Consider the following 15,994-nt stretch of genomic DNA (forward strand, 5'->3'; position numbering starts at 1 on the left):
TCACACCACCTTCGCTCGGTATCGGATGTAGAACAGGAAGGTCACGTGCGCGATCACGACGGCCGACCACGCCGTGGCCGAGGCCAGCGCGGCGCCCGCGGCACCCATGGCGGGTACGGTGTACAACGCCGTCGGCACCAGCACGGCGGCACCGATCCCGGTGTTCACCGATGCCGCGACGTGGTGGCCGCGCAACAGCAACTGGACACCGGCCACGGCCGCCGCACAGATTGCCGCACAGGCGATCACGGCTGGGACCACCACCGCTGCGTCGAACCGGAAATCGGGCCAGACAGCGTGGCCGACCGTGAGCAGCACGGCGCCGATCGTCACACTGCCGACCACACCCAGCCCGAGCGCAAGAAACGTCAGCCGCTGCACCCGCCGGGCAGCGCCCGCGTTGTGCGCGGCCTGGATCAGTGCGACCAGCGGCAGGTACAGATAGGTGATACCGGTCAGCGGTCGCACCGCCGCCTGGTACTGACCGGCTTCGGCGACACTCACCAGGGCCGACAGCAGATAGGTCTCGGTCCAGGTCAGCGCGAACGCGGTCGCCGAAACGGCCAGGCCGGGCAACCAGATTCGCCAACTCGACTGTAGGAAAGACCATCTCGGCATCCGGGGAAACTGCGGTCGACTGACCAGCAGCGCGGTGACGATGGCCCCGGCCATCGAGGCCACCGCACTACCGCCGAAACTGCCGATGATCGAGCCGGTCTTCGGTGCGTTCTGCCAGCTGACGTTGTACCAACTGGTCGTCGTCTCCGCGCCGCGCTGAGCGGCCCCGGACGCGTGCGCACGGTCGCCGATCAGCCACACCGCGCACAGCAACGCCGCACCGCCGACCAAGGCCCAAGCCACCCCCTGGATGGCCAGCCCGGCACATACCGCGATGCCCAGGACACACACCACCGATGCGACACCGACGGCGTTGACCCGCAATTGCACTCGCAGTTCCGCGGGCAGGTCGGCGCGCAGCGAGGCGTTGATCAAGCCCAGATCGGACAGCTGCAGACCGGCCTGCAGAACGGACAGGCCGAGCACGACGTACCCGAATTCGACGGCGCCCAGGTTGTTCGGCAGGAAGTAGAACTGGGCCAGCGCAAGGGCGCCGGTGACGACCACGATGGCGCAGTACAGTCCCGGGGTGACCGGTTGCCGGGGGCGCTCCGGCCGGTCCACCAGGTCGGTGTAGACGACCGCCGACGCCAGGGTCCGGACCGGCGTGTCACTGCCAGACGGCGAGCGCATTTTTCATCAGGTGCGCGGCCTTGCGATCCTGCGGATCACGCCATCTGCGGACCGATGCGCGGAACGCGTTACCAGCGGTGAACGTCACCCGCCACGCCGTCCGGGTGGCGATCGACGGGTCGTAGGCGTTGCGGTAATAGTCGTAGAGGTTCTTGCCCCACATCGCGCTGACGTCCGGCGGCGGCACTGCCGGCGCCTCGGTGACCCGCGTGGCCACCTCGGGCAGTTCCTCCTCGACCGCGGCCACCGACGAGCTACCGACCTCGTGATAGGCGCGGGCATCGGCCAGCACCTTGATCGTCAGCCCGGCATCGCCGATGCGCTTGCAGTATTCGGTGTCCTCGCCGTAGAGGAACCAGCGTTCGTTGAGCAGCCCGACCCGGGCGATGGTCGTGCGCGGGATGTAGAGGCAGCACCCCGACGTCCACTCCACAACCTGATCGGTACCGGCGTGATGCCGCAGGAACAGGTGTCGTCCCCGCAACAGTCGCGACCCGGGCAGCATCCGGCTCAGTCCCGAATAATGCGTGAACATCGGCCACAGTCGGGGCTGCCGGCCGGCCGACATGACACTGATCTCGTTACCGCCCGACACCACCGGCGACACCGCCCCCAGCGCGGGATCGGCGTTGACGACGTCACGCATCATCGCGATGGTCTCCAGTGCGATCCGGGCATCCGGGTTCATCAACAAGATGTCATCACCACCGGAGCGGCGGATCACATCGTTGGCGCCGATCGCGAACCCCGGATCGTCCTCGGCCAGCACCAGCTCGTCGATCAGGCCCTGATCGCGCAGGCGACGCAGGATGGCCGGGGTGGAATCGGTGGAGCCGTTGTCACGGACGCGCACCCTGATATCGGCGGGCCGATCGGCGAACCACTTCAGGCAGTCCTCGATGTGCTCACGCGAGTTGTAGGTGACCATCGCGATGGTCACCGGATTGATGGTGGTGCCGATCATTTGACGCTCTCCTTCGTATCGGCCGATTCGATGAACTCGACGATCTGCCGTTGGTAGGTGTCCAGACCGAACCGTTCGTCGACATCGCACTGCCCCTGCCGGGCCAACTCGGCGGCGGCCTCCCGGTTGTCCACCACCCAGGCACAGCGCTGCGCCAGCGCCCGGTGGTCACCGGGTGGGAAGGTCAGCCCGTTGCGTTCGTTCTGGACGATCTCGGTCAGGCCCTGCACCTCGGCGACGACCGTCACCAGCCCGGCGGCCATGCTCTCGGCGGCGACCGTGCCGAACGGCTCGATCCGGGACGGCACGATCGCGATATCGGTCGCCGCCAGGATCGGCCGGATATCGTCGAGGAAGCCGATGAACTCGACCCGCTCGAGGACATCGTGCACCCGGGCCAGCGCCACAAGTTCGTGGGCGTAGTCCTCGTTACCCTCGAAGACCGAGCCGACGAGCGTGAGCGTGGCGTCATGCCCCTCGGCGAGCAGCCCGACGAGCGCCCGGATCGCGGTGTCCTGCCCTTTGCGCTGGCTCAGCCGACCGATGACCGTCAGCCGGACCCGGTCGGTTCGCTCCCGGGTGCGCGCGGGGACACGATACTTCGACCAGTCCTTCCCGTTGTAGACGACGAATGTCCGTGACGTGGGCAGGGGCACCATCGAGGTGATCTCGTCGCGGGTCGACGCGCTGTTGCACAGCACCAGATCGGCCAGCAGCAGCGGCGCGTACAGCAGTTTGCGCACCCGCGGCGGCGATTGGGGTTCGGCTTCCCGGACGTGCACGACGACCGTACGGCGCATGGCCTTACCGACGAGGATCCACCACGGCTGCACGATGGTGTTGACGTACACCACATCCGGGCGCTCGGCCCGCACGATCCGCACCATCTTCGCCAGGCCGGTGACCAGACGTCCGATCAGGCCCAGTATCCGAACCGGGTGCAGATCGGCCCGACGCAACACCGGGACATCGGCGATCACCACCGCGGTGTCGGCGTCGCGCATCTCGTCGACGAGCGGTCCGGCCACCGGCAGCACCGCGGTGACCGAGTGCCCCTTGGCGCTCAGCGCGCCGCAGGCCAAGGCCGCCATCCGGTCGCTGCCGTACAGTTCGGCCGAGGCGTGGGTCAGCAGGACTTTCATACTCCCACTCCGACTCGCGCGGTGCGCTGCAGGCTGGCCGCCTCCAGGGTGTCCGCATATCCGCGGCACACCAGCTCCCAGGTATAGGTCTGCTGCTGGCGGTGCCGGGCTTCGGCGCCAAGCCGTCGCTGCAGGGCCGTGTCCCCCAGCACACCGTGCAGGGCGATCGCGATCTTGTCGCTGCGCGGTTCGACGAAAACACCGGCCTCACCGAGAACTTCGCGATTGTACGCGGTGTCGCGGGCCACGGTCGGCGCCCCACACGCCATGGCCTGCACCAGCGCGGGGTTGGTGCCGCCGACGCTGTGTCCGTGGAAGTACACCCCGGCGTTCTGCCACAATGCGAACAGCTTGGCGTCGTCGCTGACGTGTCCGAGCCAGCGGACCCGGTCGCTGGAGGCGTCCAGTTGGCGGGCCATCTCGTCGAATTCGCCGCCATAACCGGTGGAACCGACGATCACCACATCGTGGCGCTCGGCCAGAAGTGCTGCGGCCTGGAAGAATTCACCGACGGTGTTCTCCGGGACGAAGCGGGCCACCATCAGGGCATAACTGCCCGGGATCAGGCCGTCCGGTGCCGGCAGCTGGTCCGGCTCGGAGCCGCCGTAGGGGATGAAATGGCCGTCGCGCCCGAAACCTTCCCGCCAGCGTCGCGCGATCTCGTGCGAATCGCAGACCAGGTGGTCGGCGTACGTGGCGGTCATCTGGGCGCCGCGCCGGAACACCGACTTGGCCAGCGAGCCCCATTTGGCGCGCTCCCACTCGATACCGTCCACGTTGACGACCGTCGGGATGCCTTCGCGTTGCAGCATCGGCAGCCAGAATCCGTTGGCGACGTTCATGACCAGGGCCACCGACGGCCGCTGTCGGGCGGCATGGCGTGTGGAGGTCAGTCCGTAGGACAGGGTGCTCAGCGACTTGGACTCGATACCGGGGGTCTGCATGGTCAGGATGCGCGGGTCCCGGAACGGATCGCGCTTTGCCGCCCCGCGTCGCCCGTACACCGTGACCGACCAACCGTCGTCGGCCAGGTATGGCGCCAGTCTGCGGACCAGGGTTTCGAATCCGCCGTAGTAGCTGGGGTATCCGCGGGTGCCGATGATGGCAACCGATTTGTTCATCGCTGTCCGTTCGATCATCGTTGTCCGTTCGATCATCACTGCTCGCCAACAACTTCCAGTGCCGGGATCGGCACCACGAACTGGCCGCCCCACTCGTGGATGTACGACATGTCGCGCATGATCTCGTCGCGCAGATTCCACGGCAGGATCACCACGTAATCCGGCCGGGTCTGCCGGATATGGTCGGGATCCATGATCGGCAGGTGCGTGCCGGGTAGGTAGCGGCCCTGTTTGTGCGGGCTGCGGTCCACGGTGTACTCGATCAGATCCGGCCGCACACCGCAGTAGTTGAGCAGGGTGTTGCCCTTGGCCGGTGCCCCATAGCCCACCACGGACGCACCGCGCCTGCGGGCATGGACCAGGAACTCCAACAGATCCTGCTTCACGGCGGCCACCTGCAGCGCGTAGCTGGTATGTCCGTCCATGGTGTCCAACCCGGCGGCGTTCTCCCGCAGGCGGACATCGGCGACACGCGGTGTCAGCTCATGCCGACGCGAGCCGGTATGGCAGGCGTACACCCGCAGGGACCCGCCGTGCGTCGGCAGTTCCTCGACATCGAACACCCGCAATCCGTGCCGCTCCAACACGGTCGATGCGGTGAGAAGCGTGAAATACGAGAAGTGTTCGTGATAGATGGTGTCGAACTGATTGCACCGGATCAGCTGGTACAGGTGCGGGAATTCCAGGGTGATGTGCCCCTCCGGTGCCAGCACCATCGCCATACCCGCGACGAAGTCGTTGAGATCGGGTACATGGGCGAACACGTTGTTGCCGATGAGCAGATCCGCCCGGATGCCCTGGACCACCAGGGCTGCGGCCAGTTCGGTCCCGAAGAAGCCGACCCGGGTGGGGATACCCTTGGCCACCGCGACCTCGGCCACATTGGCCGCGGGCTCGATTCCCAGCGCGGGGATCCCCATGCTGACGAAGTTCTTCAGCAGATATCCGTCGTTGCTTGCGATCTCGATGACCTGGTCGTGCTCGGTCATCTGAAACCGGGCGATGGCGTCGTAGACGTAGTCGGCGGCGTGATCCAGCCAGTACTGCGAGTAGGAGGAGAAGTACAGGTAGTCACCGAAGATCTCCTCGGGTGACTCGAAGACCGGGAGCTGTACCAGCAGGCACTCCGAGCACACGAAGGTGTGCAGCGGGTAGTACACCTCGGGCTGACTCAACTGCGCGTCGGTCAGGTAGGCGTTCGCCATCGGGGACATCCCGAGATCGCAGAAGGTCTGCTTGAGCTCGGTGCCACAAATCCTGCAATCGGTCATTTTCTAGTTCCACACTTTCCACGGGGCTTCTCCGTTGTCCCACAACCCATTCAGGACAATCTTGTCCCAGAGGGTGTCCATGCCGTACCAGTAGCCGTCATGTCGGTAGGCGGCCAGCTGCCCGTCGGCCGACAGCTGCTCCAGCGGTTCCTGCTCGAACACCGTGGACTCCCCCCCGATGTAGTCCAGGATCGAGGCGTCGGCGACGAAGTAGCCGCCGTTGATCCAGCCGCCGTCCTCGGCGGGCTTCTCCTTGAACGACGCCAGATGACCGTCGATCGCGAGCCGGCCGTAGCGCGACGGCGGCTGTACCGCGGTGACCGTCAGCTTCGACTCGTGGGAATGGTGGAAGTCGACCACCTCGCTGATGTCCAGGTCGGTGACGCCGTCACCGTAGGTGAAGCAGAAGGTGTCATCGCCGATGTAGTCCTTGGCCTGCAGCAGTCGGCCGCCGGTCATGGTGTGGATACCGGTGTCCAGTAGCGTGACCGACCAGGGCTCACAGGTGGACTTCAACGGCCGCATGGTGTCGTTGGCGAAGTCGATGACGACGTTGGCCGAGTGCAACGCGTAGTTCGCGAAGTACTCCTTGATGACGTAGCCCTTGTAGCCGAGCAGGATGATGAAGTCGGTGATACCGGCCCGCTCATAGGTCTTCATGATGTGCCAGAGGATCGGCTTGCCGCCGATCTCCACCATCGGCTTGGGCCGGGTGTCGGATTCTTCGCTGATCCGGGTTCCGCGCCCGCCGGCAAGGATGACTGCTTTCATTGTCGGGCTCCTGAGAAGTCTGTGGGATGTGGTTCGGGAGAGGGGTTCTCGGCCGTCACAACGGCACCTCCACCTCGTCGAGCAGCGTCAGTAGGTAGTCGCCGTAGCCCGACTTGTGGAGGAGTTCAGCGCGTTCGCGCAGGGTGTCGTCGTCGATGAAGCCGCGGCGCCATGCCGCCTCCTCCGGGACGCCGACCTTGAGGCCCTGTCGTTCCTCGATCGTGCGCACATAGTTGCCCGCGTCGATCAGCGAATCGAAGGTCCCGGTGTCCAGCCACGCGGTGCCGCGGGCCAGTACCTCGACCGAGAGCCGGTTCTTTTCCATGTAGATCCGGTTGACATCGGTGATCTCGTACTCACCTCGTTCCGAGGGCTGCAGTCCGGCGGCGATGTCGACGACATCGTTGTCGTAGAAGTACAACCCCGGGACCGCGTAGTGCGAGCGGGGCGCCTTGGGCTTCTCCTCGATCGAGAGCACTTTGCGGGCCTCGTCGAACTCGACGACACCGTAGGCGCTCGGGTCGGCCACCCAGTAGGCGAAGATGGTGCCGCCGTCGCCGCCGGTGAAGTTGCTCAGGTGTGTACCCAACGTCGGGCCGTGAAACAGGTTGTCGCCGAGGGCCAGTGCCACCGGACGGTGTCCGATGTGGTTACGGCCGATGACAAACGCCTGCGCCAGCCCGTCCGGCGAGTGCTGCACCGAGTAGGTGATCGCGATGCCGAACTGCGAGCCGTCACCGAGCAACCGTTGGAAGGCTGCGCTGTCGGCCGGGGCGGTGATCACCAGGACGTCCCGGATGCCGGCGAGGATCAGGGTCGACAGCGGGTAGTAGATCATCGGTTTGTCGTAGACCGGCAGCAGTTGCTTGCTGGTTCCGACCGTGATCGGGTGCAACCGGGACCCGGTGCCACCGGCGAGGATGATGCCCTGGGTCGGCTGTCCCCCGGCCATCAGTAGGCCCCGTCCCGGGCCAGTACCGCACGCATGGTCTTGGCGATGATGACCAGATCGACCACCATGGACCAGTTGTCGACATAGAACAGGTCGAGTCGGACGGCCTCGTCCCACGACAGGTCCGATCGGCCACTGACCTGCCACAGCCCGCTGATGCCGGGTTTGACGACCAGTCGGTGCACAACATCGTCGCGGTAGGTGTCGACCTCCCGCCGCAGCGGCGGTCGCGGACCCACGACGCTCATATCGTTGCGCAGCACGTTGATGAACTGTGGCAGTTCGTCGATGCTGGCCCGGCGCAGGAGCTTACCCACCGGGGTGATCCGCGGATCGTCCTTGATCTTGAACAGTGCGCCGTCACTCTCGTTGAGCGACAGCAGGTCCGGCACCTGCCGATCGGCCCCGTCGACCATGGTGCGGAACTTCAGCATCGAGAACGGGCGCCCGTCCAGGCCGATCCGCTCCGATGCGTAGAACACCGGACCGCGGCTGGTCAGTTTGACGGCGACCGCCACGGCGATCATCAGGGGTGCGGTGGCAGTCAATGCCAGGGCTGCGAAGGTGATGTCGAACGCCCGCTTGCTGAATCGTTTCGCGCCGCGGTATTGCGGCTTCTCGACATGCAGCAGCGGCAGCGCTGCCGAGGGCCGCATGGTCAGCCGGGACATGGCGACGTCCACGATGCCGGTCGAGACCACCAGGTCCACGCCGAGTGGCTCCAGATCCCATGCCAGTCGCCGGATTCCACGGGCTCCGAACTGCTCGGTGGCGGTCACGGCCACGGTGTCGGCGCCGCAGATCGGGATGGCACGTAGCAGGTAGGCCTCGTCACCGACGATGGGTGTCACGCGGCCGCAGAGCGTCATCGTCTCACCCCGCGGCGGGCCGTAACCGGGAATGCACACTCCGACAACGCGGTACCCATCGGTGTTCTGTTTCGACATCTCCCGGGCGGTCTTCGTCACGACATCGCGCTCCCCGACGACCAGCACCGAGGTCAGGAATCCGCCGGCGGCCCGCTGGCGCTGCACGTATCGGCGCCACAACGCCCGGCTGAGAACCAACCCGATGGTGCCGCCGGGCAGCGCGACGGCCAGATAGCCGCGCGCGATATCGGCTTTGAGAAGCAATGAGATGATCGCGATGGCCCCGAAGATCCACAGCGATGCCGACACCACCCGCCGGTATTCTTCGATACCGGTGCCGATGATGCGCGGTGACCGGGTCCGGAAGGCGCTGAGCACGACCAGCCAGCCGACGGCGAAGACGATCGAGAAGGCCAGGATGTAGTTCTGTTGGCGGGGCGCCAGAGTCGCGTCGACGCCGAATCGTACGTACTGGGCCAGGGCGACCGCTCCGCACACCACGACGGCATCGGTGAACGCCAGACCGGCGCTGTAGCGCGCCTGCCACTTCGCTCGGCCGAGCGGTGACGGGCGCGCTGCGCCCGCCTCGACGGGTCCGCCTGCATGCGGCCCGTGCACCTGGTCGGCCGGGACCGACCGATCAGCCGAATCGACCGTCGAACCCACTATCGGATCAACACGAAAATTCACTCCCCACCCCCATGTGCGGTAAACCCCACGCCGCCGCCGGTGGCCTCACATCGCAAACATGTCGTTGTTCGCTATGGCCCCTCGAACGCACCGTCAGCCTGCTGGACTCGCCGAAAGTAGCACCCGTCTCCGCGCCCGACAAGCGCGCGCGTACGGGCCGTTTCCGGCTGACGCAGACCCCTTGCGACCCGCCGCCGAGCTGCCGGCCTCCGCCGCGTTGCCAGACCAACAAATAGTGTTTGAACTGCATAGATGAGTTGGCCAAAGATGATTTCGGTAACACCGCGGTTAATGCGGTATGTCCACAGGACAGTAAGAGGTGTCTGTCGCGTTACACGGCGCCGTTGGTGCCGGCCGTGCGGTGAAGCTGGCACCCAGGTTCCCATTTGTTTCGGATGCAATCTTTGCCGTGACTTGAGTGTGCAATACAATTCTCAAACAATTGACGTAGGTGAATATTTGCTTCTCTGGCAACTACCTGAGAACACCCACCAAGTGCGCTGTTCGCCGGTAACACGTTCGTAACCTCGCCCGCGATGCCCGTCAGCAATCGCCAATTGGTATCCGCCCGTACCGGATTCCGGCCGCGATGGGCGAAACATGCTGGATAGCAGCATGTTTGAAAGGAACCACACGATCTCGACCTGCGGTGCCGGGGCCACCCGAGCGGAGCCCATGCACAGGCCTGCGGTATTCGGACAGGACCAGGTCAGCAACCCGGCGTTGCCGGCCACTCAAAGGTGTTGCGCAGCGCCGGATTCGCCGACCACCAACGATTTGCGTGACACGCCGGGGGAACTGGTCAGCACAGCTCAGACTGCGTGGTACAAGCAAACATCCTGCGTTGATCATGATGCACCGCGCCGGGGCCGCCGGGATCAAACGTCACCGGGCACTTCGTTAGCAAATCGTTATCACCCGGTAGCTGCGACTTCGCGGAGCGGACCGCGTACTGCGGCGCTTGGACGTGCAGGCACGTCAACCGAACAGTCCCTGCACGAGTGCGGTCGGTGAACCGAACCGATGGGCGGTGACCGTAACCGCTTGCTCCCGCAAGAAGGTCAACAGCTCGATCCGTCCGGCCTCGACGACGGGTTGGGCATACAGCGCGATATCCGCCCGGCCCGCGCTGTCCCGGGCGAACGTCGCCCGGCTACCGCCGAGCAGCCGAACCCTGGCGGGTGCGTCGGCGCGTGACAACACATCCCGCCAGGCGGCCGAGCCGTCGACCCGATACCGGATGTCGTGAGACCGCAGCAGTTCGACGATGACCGGGTCCAGCGCCTCGGCGGCCGAGACAGTGACCGCAGCCCTGGCCACCAGCCCCGCGCCCACCACCCGCAGCAACGCGGCGGTGTCGATGTCCTCCACACGGACTGTTACCGGCAGCGGACGGTACCGCAGCACGTTCTTCTCGGCCGTCAGGCCGGAGACGTCACGGGCGACACCGAACTCCTGTTGCCAGGTATGTGCATCGGATCCGTAGGCCCGGCGCAGAAACGCCAGCGTATCCTCGTCGAGGCCGACGTGCCCGGCAGTATCGAGCAGCCGCATCGCCACCGAACCGAGCGGGGCCACGGCCGTCGCCGGGGCCGTGACCCAATCGCTCAGCCCGATCAGGTAATTGGGGCCGCCGGCCTTGGTACCGGGGCCCACGGCCGACTTCTTCCACCCGCCGAACGGCTGGCGCGCCACGATCGCCCCGACCGTCGACCGGTTCACATAGGCGTTGCCTGCCTCGACCCGCTCGATCCACCGCTCGATCTCGGCACGATCCAGGGTGTGCAGCCCCGCGGTCAGCCCGTAGTCGACCTCGTTCTGGATCTCGATCGCCTGCTCGAAACTCTCGGCTTCGATGAGCCCGAGGACCGGACCGAAATACTCGGTGAGGTGGAATTCCGAGCCACGGCGGACGCCGGTCCTGACCCCCGGCGACCACAACCGGCCGGTGTCGTCGAGGCGGCGCGGTGTCACCAGCCAGGACTCCCCCGGCCCCAACTCGGTCAGAGCCCGCAGGAGTTTTCCCTGGGCGGGCTCGATGATCGGCCCCATCTGCGTGGTCGGGTCCGACGGATAGCCGACCCTCAGCGAAGCCACCGCGTCCACCAGTTGATCTCGGAACCGCGCCGACCGGGCCACCGAGCCGACGAGAATGCCCAGCGAGGCGGCCGAACACTTCTGCCCGGCGTGCCCGAAGGCCGAGTACACCAGATCCTTCACCGCCAGATCGATATCGGCATGCGGGGTGATCACGATGGAGTTCTTGCCGCTGGTCTCGGCGAGCAGCGGTAGGTCGGGCCGGAAGCTGCGGAACAGCGCAGCGGTGTCGAAGGCCCCGGTGAGGATCACCCGCCCGACCCGCGGGTCGGCGACCAATCGGCTGCCGAGGTCACGCTCGTCGATGTGTACCAGTTGCAGGACGTCGCGTGGCACGCCGGCGTCCCAGAGTGCCTGCACCAGTACCGAACCGCAGCGCCGGGCCTGGGTGGCGGGTTTGATGATCACCGGGCTTCCCGCCGCCAGCGCCGACAGTACGGAACCGGCGGGTATCGCCACCGGGAAGTTCCACGGCGGTGTCACCACCGTGAGGCCCACCGGGACCGCGGTGGCACCGTCGATACGGTCCAACTTCTCCGCCGAGGTCGCGTAGTAGTTCGCGAAGTCGATCGCCTCGGATACCTCCGGATCACCCTGATCCAGCGTCTTCCCGCATTCGGCGGCCATCACTTCGAGCAAGATCGGGCGGGCGGCCTCCAGCCTGCCGGCTGCGTGACGCAGGATCGCCGCGCGTCCGGTTCCGGTCAGTGCCGACCAGCCGGCCCCGGCCGCGAGACCCTCGGCGAGCACCATGTCGAGATCCGAAGCGCTGCTGACCATATGCTCCTCGACCAGGTCGCGCCCCGCCGAGGAGTCGGCGATCTGTCCGGTGATGGCGCGCCCCCACTCCCGGTTACCCGGCAGCGACGGATCGGTGTCGGCGACGTTGACGAACGCGCCGGCCGCACCGATGGCCGCGGCGGGATCGTCGGTCCGGCGATCCTGGGTGCGGTTGGGTTGCGGGACCACATCGTCGAGTGCGGCCAGCGATCGCACGAACCGTTCCTTCTCCCGCTCGTACAATGTGTTGTCACTGTGCAGTTCGAAGACCGCCGACATGAAGTTCTCCCGGCTCGCCCCCTCCTCGAGCCTGCGCACCAGGTACGCGATCGCCACGTCGAAATCTTCTGGGTGCACCACCGGTACGTACAGCAGCAACCCGCCCACGGTGCGGCGGACCGCCTCGGCCTGGGCTTCGGCCATCCCGAGCAGCATCTCGAACTCGACCCGGTCCCGGACCCCGCGGCGGCCGGCCAGTGTCCATGCATAGGCGATGTCGAACAGGTTGTGCCCGGCGACACCGACCCGGATGTTGCGGACGCGGTCGGGATGCAGCGCGTAGTCGAGGACACGTTTGTAGTTGGTATCGGTGTCCTGCTTGGACGGGTAGGTCGCCACCGGCCAACCGTGCAACTCGGCCTCCACCTGTTCCATCGGCAGGTTCGCGCCCTTGACCAGACGGACCTTGACCCCCGCGCCGCCACGGGTCCGGCGCTCGGCCGTCCACTCCTGCAGACGCATCATGGCGCCCAGCGCATCCGGCAGGTATGCCTGCAGGACGATTCCGGCCTCCAGACCCAGCAGTTCCGGCCGGTCCAACAGCCGCGTGAACACCGAGGTGGTCAGCGCCAGGTCGCGGTACTCCTCCATGTCCAGGTTGATGAACTTGGTCGTCGGCGAGTTCGCGGCCATGGTGAACAGCGGCAACAGACGCTGCGCGATATGGTCGACGGCCTCGTCGAAGGCCCAGGGCGAGTGCGGCGGAACCGTCGCGGAGACCTTGATGGACACATAGTCGACATCCGGGCGGGCCAGCAGCCGTTCGGTACCGCGCAGCCGTCGGTCGGCCTCGGCCCGGCCCAGCACCGCCTCGCCCAACAGGTTGACGTTGAGACCGACCCCGCGCCGCCGGATCCGCGCGATCGATCGGCCCAGACGCGCATCGGAGGCATCCACCAGAAGGTGAGACACCATGGTGCGCAAGGCCTTCTGCGCGACGGGAATGACGATTCCCGGTGTCGGCACCGACAGCGCCGCCCCGAGCTTGATCGCCAGGCGCAGATGGCGCGGCAGGAAACCCGGCGCGGACCTGGCGAGTTCACGCAGATGGGCGGCGGCCACCCGATTGTCCTCGGGCCGGATCACCCGGTCGACGAATCCGATGGTGAAGTCGAGACCCTGCGGATCGCGCAGCACGTCGGCCAGGCGTCGCGCCGCGGGTGCCACCGGCTGCCCGGCTGCGTCGTCCAGCCAGCCCCGGACCAGTGTCTCGACCTCGCTCAGCACGTGCTGTTCGGTGCCCAGATGTGTCATGCACTCCATCATCGGCCGAGCGAACACTAGAACAAAGTGATGAATACTGACGACAAAGGGTAAGTACCAATGATCAGTCAGCGGCCTGACCTGCTCGATATCCGCCGGCTTCGGCTACTGCATGAACTGAGCTTGCGCGGCACCCTCGCCGAGGTGGCCGACGCGCTGCATCAGAGCCCTTCCTCGGTATCGCAGTCGCTGTCCCAATTGGAGCGCGAAGTCGGTGTCCCCCTGTTGGAAAAGGTCGGGCGCCGGGTTCGCCTGACGCCGGCCGCCGAGGTTCTGGTCGAACACACCACCGCCATCCTCGGCCGGCTCGAACTGGCCGCCTCCGAGGTGGCCACCCGCAGCGACGAGGCCTCCGGCACCGTGCGGCTGGCGGTGTTCCAGTCGGCAGCTTCGGCGTTCATGCCGCAGATGCTCACCGAGCTGGCGCAGCGCCACCCGCGCCTGCGCGTCACGATGTCCCAGCGCGAACCCGAACAGGCGCTGTACGAGACGTGGATGCGCGAGTTCGATCTGGTGATCGCCGAGGAGTATCCGGGGCATGCCGCCCGGGTGTATCCGGACCTGGACCGTGAACCCCTGACCACCGATCTGCTGCGCCTGGCCGTCCCACCCACCGGCGAGCGCTGGGACCGGGTGACCTCGGTGCAGCACGCCGCGCACCTGCCCTGGACCATGGAACCGACCGGCACCGCATCCCGGCACTGGGCCGAACAACTCTGCAGGCAGGCCGGTTTCGAACCCGACGTCCGCTTCGAGACCGACGACCTCGAGGCACAGATCGCACTCATCGAGAGCGGTAACGCCGTCGCGATCCTGCCCGACCTGATGCGGGTCCGCAGACGTCCCGCCGTGCGTGTCATCGACGTCGATCCGCGGCGACGTGCCGTGTTCACCGCCACCCGGTCGGCCATCAGCGCGACTCCGGCCATCCGTGCGTGCCGGGCGGCGCTGGCGGCGGTGGCGCCCCGGGCCGTCACGGTCGGCTGACGGGCCGGGGTCCACCTTTCGGTTGACCCCGGATTCGACCGCACGGTCGTCGCCGACCCCGCCGACACCGGCGCAGGATCGAATCATGACCTTCGACACCGAGACAGCAGCACCGCTCCGGCCCTCGGCCAACCCGTTCCTCGCCGGCAACTATGCGCCGGTGGGCGAAGAGATCACCGCCACCGAGCTGCAGATCACCGGCACCGTCCCGGATTTCCTGGACGGCCGCTACCTGCGGACCGGTCCCAACCCGATGGGCGACCCCGACCCGGCGAGCTATCACTGGTTCCTCGGCGACGGCATGGCCCACGGCCTGCGATTGGCCGATGGCACCGCGCACTGGTACCGCAACCGGTGGGTCCGCTCGGCCGCGGTGTCGCGCGCCCTGGGTGAGGGGTGGAAGCCCGGCGGGCGCGGCGCCGGATTCGATTTCGCGGGCAACACCAACATCATCGGGCACGCCGGGCGGACCTTGGTGCTCACCGAGGCGGGTGTGCGCCCCTACGAACTGACCGAGGAACTCGACACCGTGGGCGGGTCCGACTTCTACGGCACCCTCGCCTACGGCTATACAGCGCACCCGAAACGCGATCCCGACACCGGGGAACTGCACGCGGTGTCTTATCACCCCATGCGCGGCAATCACATTCGTTACACCGTCACCGGGACCGATGGCCGAGTGCGGCACGCGGTGGACATCAGAATCGGTGAGCAGACCATGATGCACGATTTCTCGCTGACCGAGCGTCACGTCGTCATCTACGACCTGCCCGTCGTGCTGGACTTCGGGGCAGGCATCGGGCGGAAGGCGATGAGCCGCTTCGTCGCGACACATTCCGCACCGGACCCGGTGATCCGCGCGATCATGCGGGGGTCGGAGCGGTCCCGCGGCGGGATCAGCGGGATGCCATACCGATGGGCGCCGGAGAAACCTGCCCGCATCGGCGTACTGTCACGCGACGGCGCGGCGACGGACATCCGCTGGTTCGATGTGCCGCAGTGTTATGTGTTCCATCCCCTCAACGCGTACGAGGACGGCGACCGACTGGTGCTCGATGTCGTCGCGCACCCCACCGTATTCGCCTCCGGCCCAAAGATGTTCGAACCACCCACCCTCGACCGGTGGACCGTCGACCTGGCGACCGGCCGGGTGCGCTCCGAACGCCTCGACGACCATCCCCAGGAGTTCCCCCGCGTCGACGAGCGGCTTGTCGGCAGGCGGCATCGCTTCGGCTACAGCGTCGGTAGTGTCCCGACACCGGATGGTTCGGTACCGCAGGCCCTGCTGCGCCACGATCTGCACACCGGCGCCACCCGCCGGGTCATCTTCGCCGACGACGGTGAACCCGGCGAGTTCGTCTTCGTCCCCCGCGATGCGACGGCCGCCGAGGACGATGGTGTCGTGATGGGTTTTGTGTACCACCGGGCGACCGACCGCAGCGATCTGGTGCTGCTCGACGGCCAGACGTTGGAGACCACCGCCGTCGTGCATCTGCCGTGCCGCGTGCCGCACGGATTTCACGGCAACTGGGTTCCCCGGACCGGATAGCATCGGCC

11 protein-coding genes are annotated in these 15,994 nt (G+C 66.7%); 2 read left to right on the top strand and 9 right to left on the bottom strand.

What is annotated here, in order from left to right:
• The 9 genes from ACLBYA_RS01180 to ACLBYA_RS01220 all read right to left on the bottom strand — a co-directional run bounded on the left by ACLBYA_RS01180 (nucleotide 1) and on the right by ACLBYA_RS01220 (nucleotide 13,441).
• Complete coding sequence (locus ACLBYA_RS01180) at nucleotides 1-1,251, bottom strand: hypothetical protein (protein ID WP_447707520.1); 1,251 nt, start codon at nucleotides 1,249-1,251, stop codon at nucleotides 1-3.
• The gene (locus ACLBYA_RS01185; RefSeq protein ID WP_447707521.1) at nucleotides 1,229-2,215 is read right to left on the bottom strand and encodes a glycosyltransferase; all 987 of its coding nucleotides are present in this window, start codon (nucleotides 2,213-2,215) and stop codon (nucleotides 1,229-1,231) included. The genes ACLBYA_RS01180 and ACLBYA_RS01185 overlap by 23 nt, the downstream gene beginning before the upstream one ends.
• Nucleotides 2,212-3,357 carry a glycosyltransferase family 4 protein gene (locus tag ACLBYA_RS01190; RefSeq protein ID WP_447707522.1) on the bottom strand — a complete coding sequence of 382 codons (1,146 nt, stop codon included), beginning with the start codon at nucleotides 3,355-3,357 and terminating at the stop codon, nucleotides 2,212-2,214. The genes ACLBYA_RS01185 and ACLBYA_RS01190 overlap by 4 nt, the downstream gene beginning before the upstream one ends.
• Nucleotides 3,354-4,496: a glycosyltransferase gene (locus tag ACLBYA_RS01195; RefSeq protein WP_447707523.1), complete on the bottom strand. Its 1,143-nt coding sequence runs from the start codon at nucleotides 4,494-4,496 to the stop codon at nucleotides 3,354-3,356. Before ACLBYA_RS01195 ends, ACLBYA_RS01190 begins: the two co-directional genes overlap by 4 nt.
• Nucleotides 4,497-4,513: 17 nt before the next feature.
• The gene (locus ACLBYA_RS01200) at nucleotides 4,514-5,749 is read right to left on the bottom strand and encodes a methyltransferase domain-containing protein (protein ID WP_447707524.1); all 1,236 of its coding nucleotides are present in this window, start codon (nucleotides 5,747-5,749) and stop codon (nucleotides 4,514-4,516) included.
• Between the two features lie 3 nt (nucleotides 5,750-5,752).
• On the bottom strand, nucleotides 5,753-6,520 hold the full coding sequence (gene rfbF / locus ACLBYA_RS01205) for a glucose-1-phosphate cytidylyltransferase (protein ID WP_447707525.1): 768 nt from the start codon (nucleotides 6,518-6,520) through the stop codon (nucleotides 5,753-5,755).
• Between the two features lie 55 nt (nucleotides 6,521-6,575).
• Entirely contained in the window at nucleotides 6,576-7,472 is an 897-nt protein-coding gene (gene rfbA / locus ACLBYA_RS01210; protein ID WP_447707526.1) for a glucose-1-phosphate thymidylyltransferase RfbA, read from the bottom strand.
• Complete coding sequence (locus ACLBYA_RS01215) at nucleotides 7,472-8,959, bottom strand: sugar transferase (RefSeq protein ID WP_447707768.1); 1,488 nt, start codon at nucleotides 8,957-8,959, stop codon at nucleotides 7,472-7,474. Before ACLBYA_RS01215 ends, rfbA begins: the two co-directional genes overlap by 1 nt.
• A 1,050-nt stretch (nucleotides 8,960-10,009) precedes the next feature.
• Entirely contained in the window at nucleotides 10,010-13,441 is a 3,432-nt protein-coding gene (locus tag ACLBYA_RS01220; protein ID WP_447707527.1) for a bifunctional proline dehydrogenase/L-glutamate gamma-semialdehyde dehydrogenase, read from the bottom strand.
• A gap of 69 nt (nucleotides 13,442-13,510) precedes the next feature.
• Here ACLBYA_RS01220 and ACLBYA_RS01225 point away from each other — a divergent pair, with 69 nt between their 5' ends.
• Nucleotides 13,511-14,437, top strand: a complete 927-nt coding sequence (locus tag ACLBYA_RS01225; RefSeq protein WP_447707528.1) for a LysR substrate-binding domain-containing protein — start codon at nucleotides 13,511-13,513, stop codon at nucleotides 14,435-14,437.
• 85 nt (nucleotides 14,438-14,522) lie between these two features.
• Entirely contained in the window at nucleotides 14,523-15,986 is a 1,464-nt protein-coding gene (locus ACLBYA_RS01230) for a carotenoid oxygenase family protein (RefSeq protein WP_447707529.1), read from the top strand.
• Nucleotides 15,987-15,994: the final 8 nt, after the last annotated feature.

The sequence above is a fragment of the Mycobacterium sp. C31M genome (assembly GCF_053345865.1).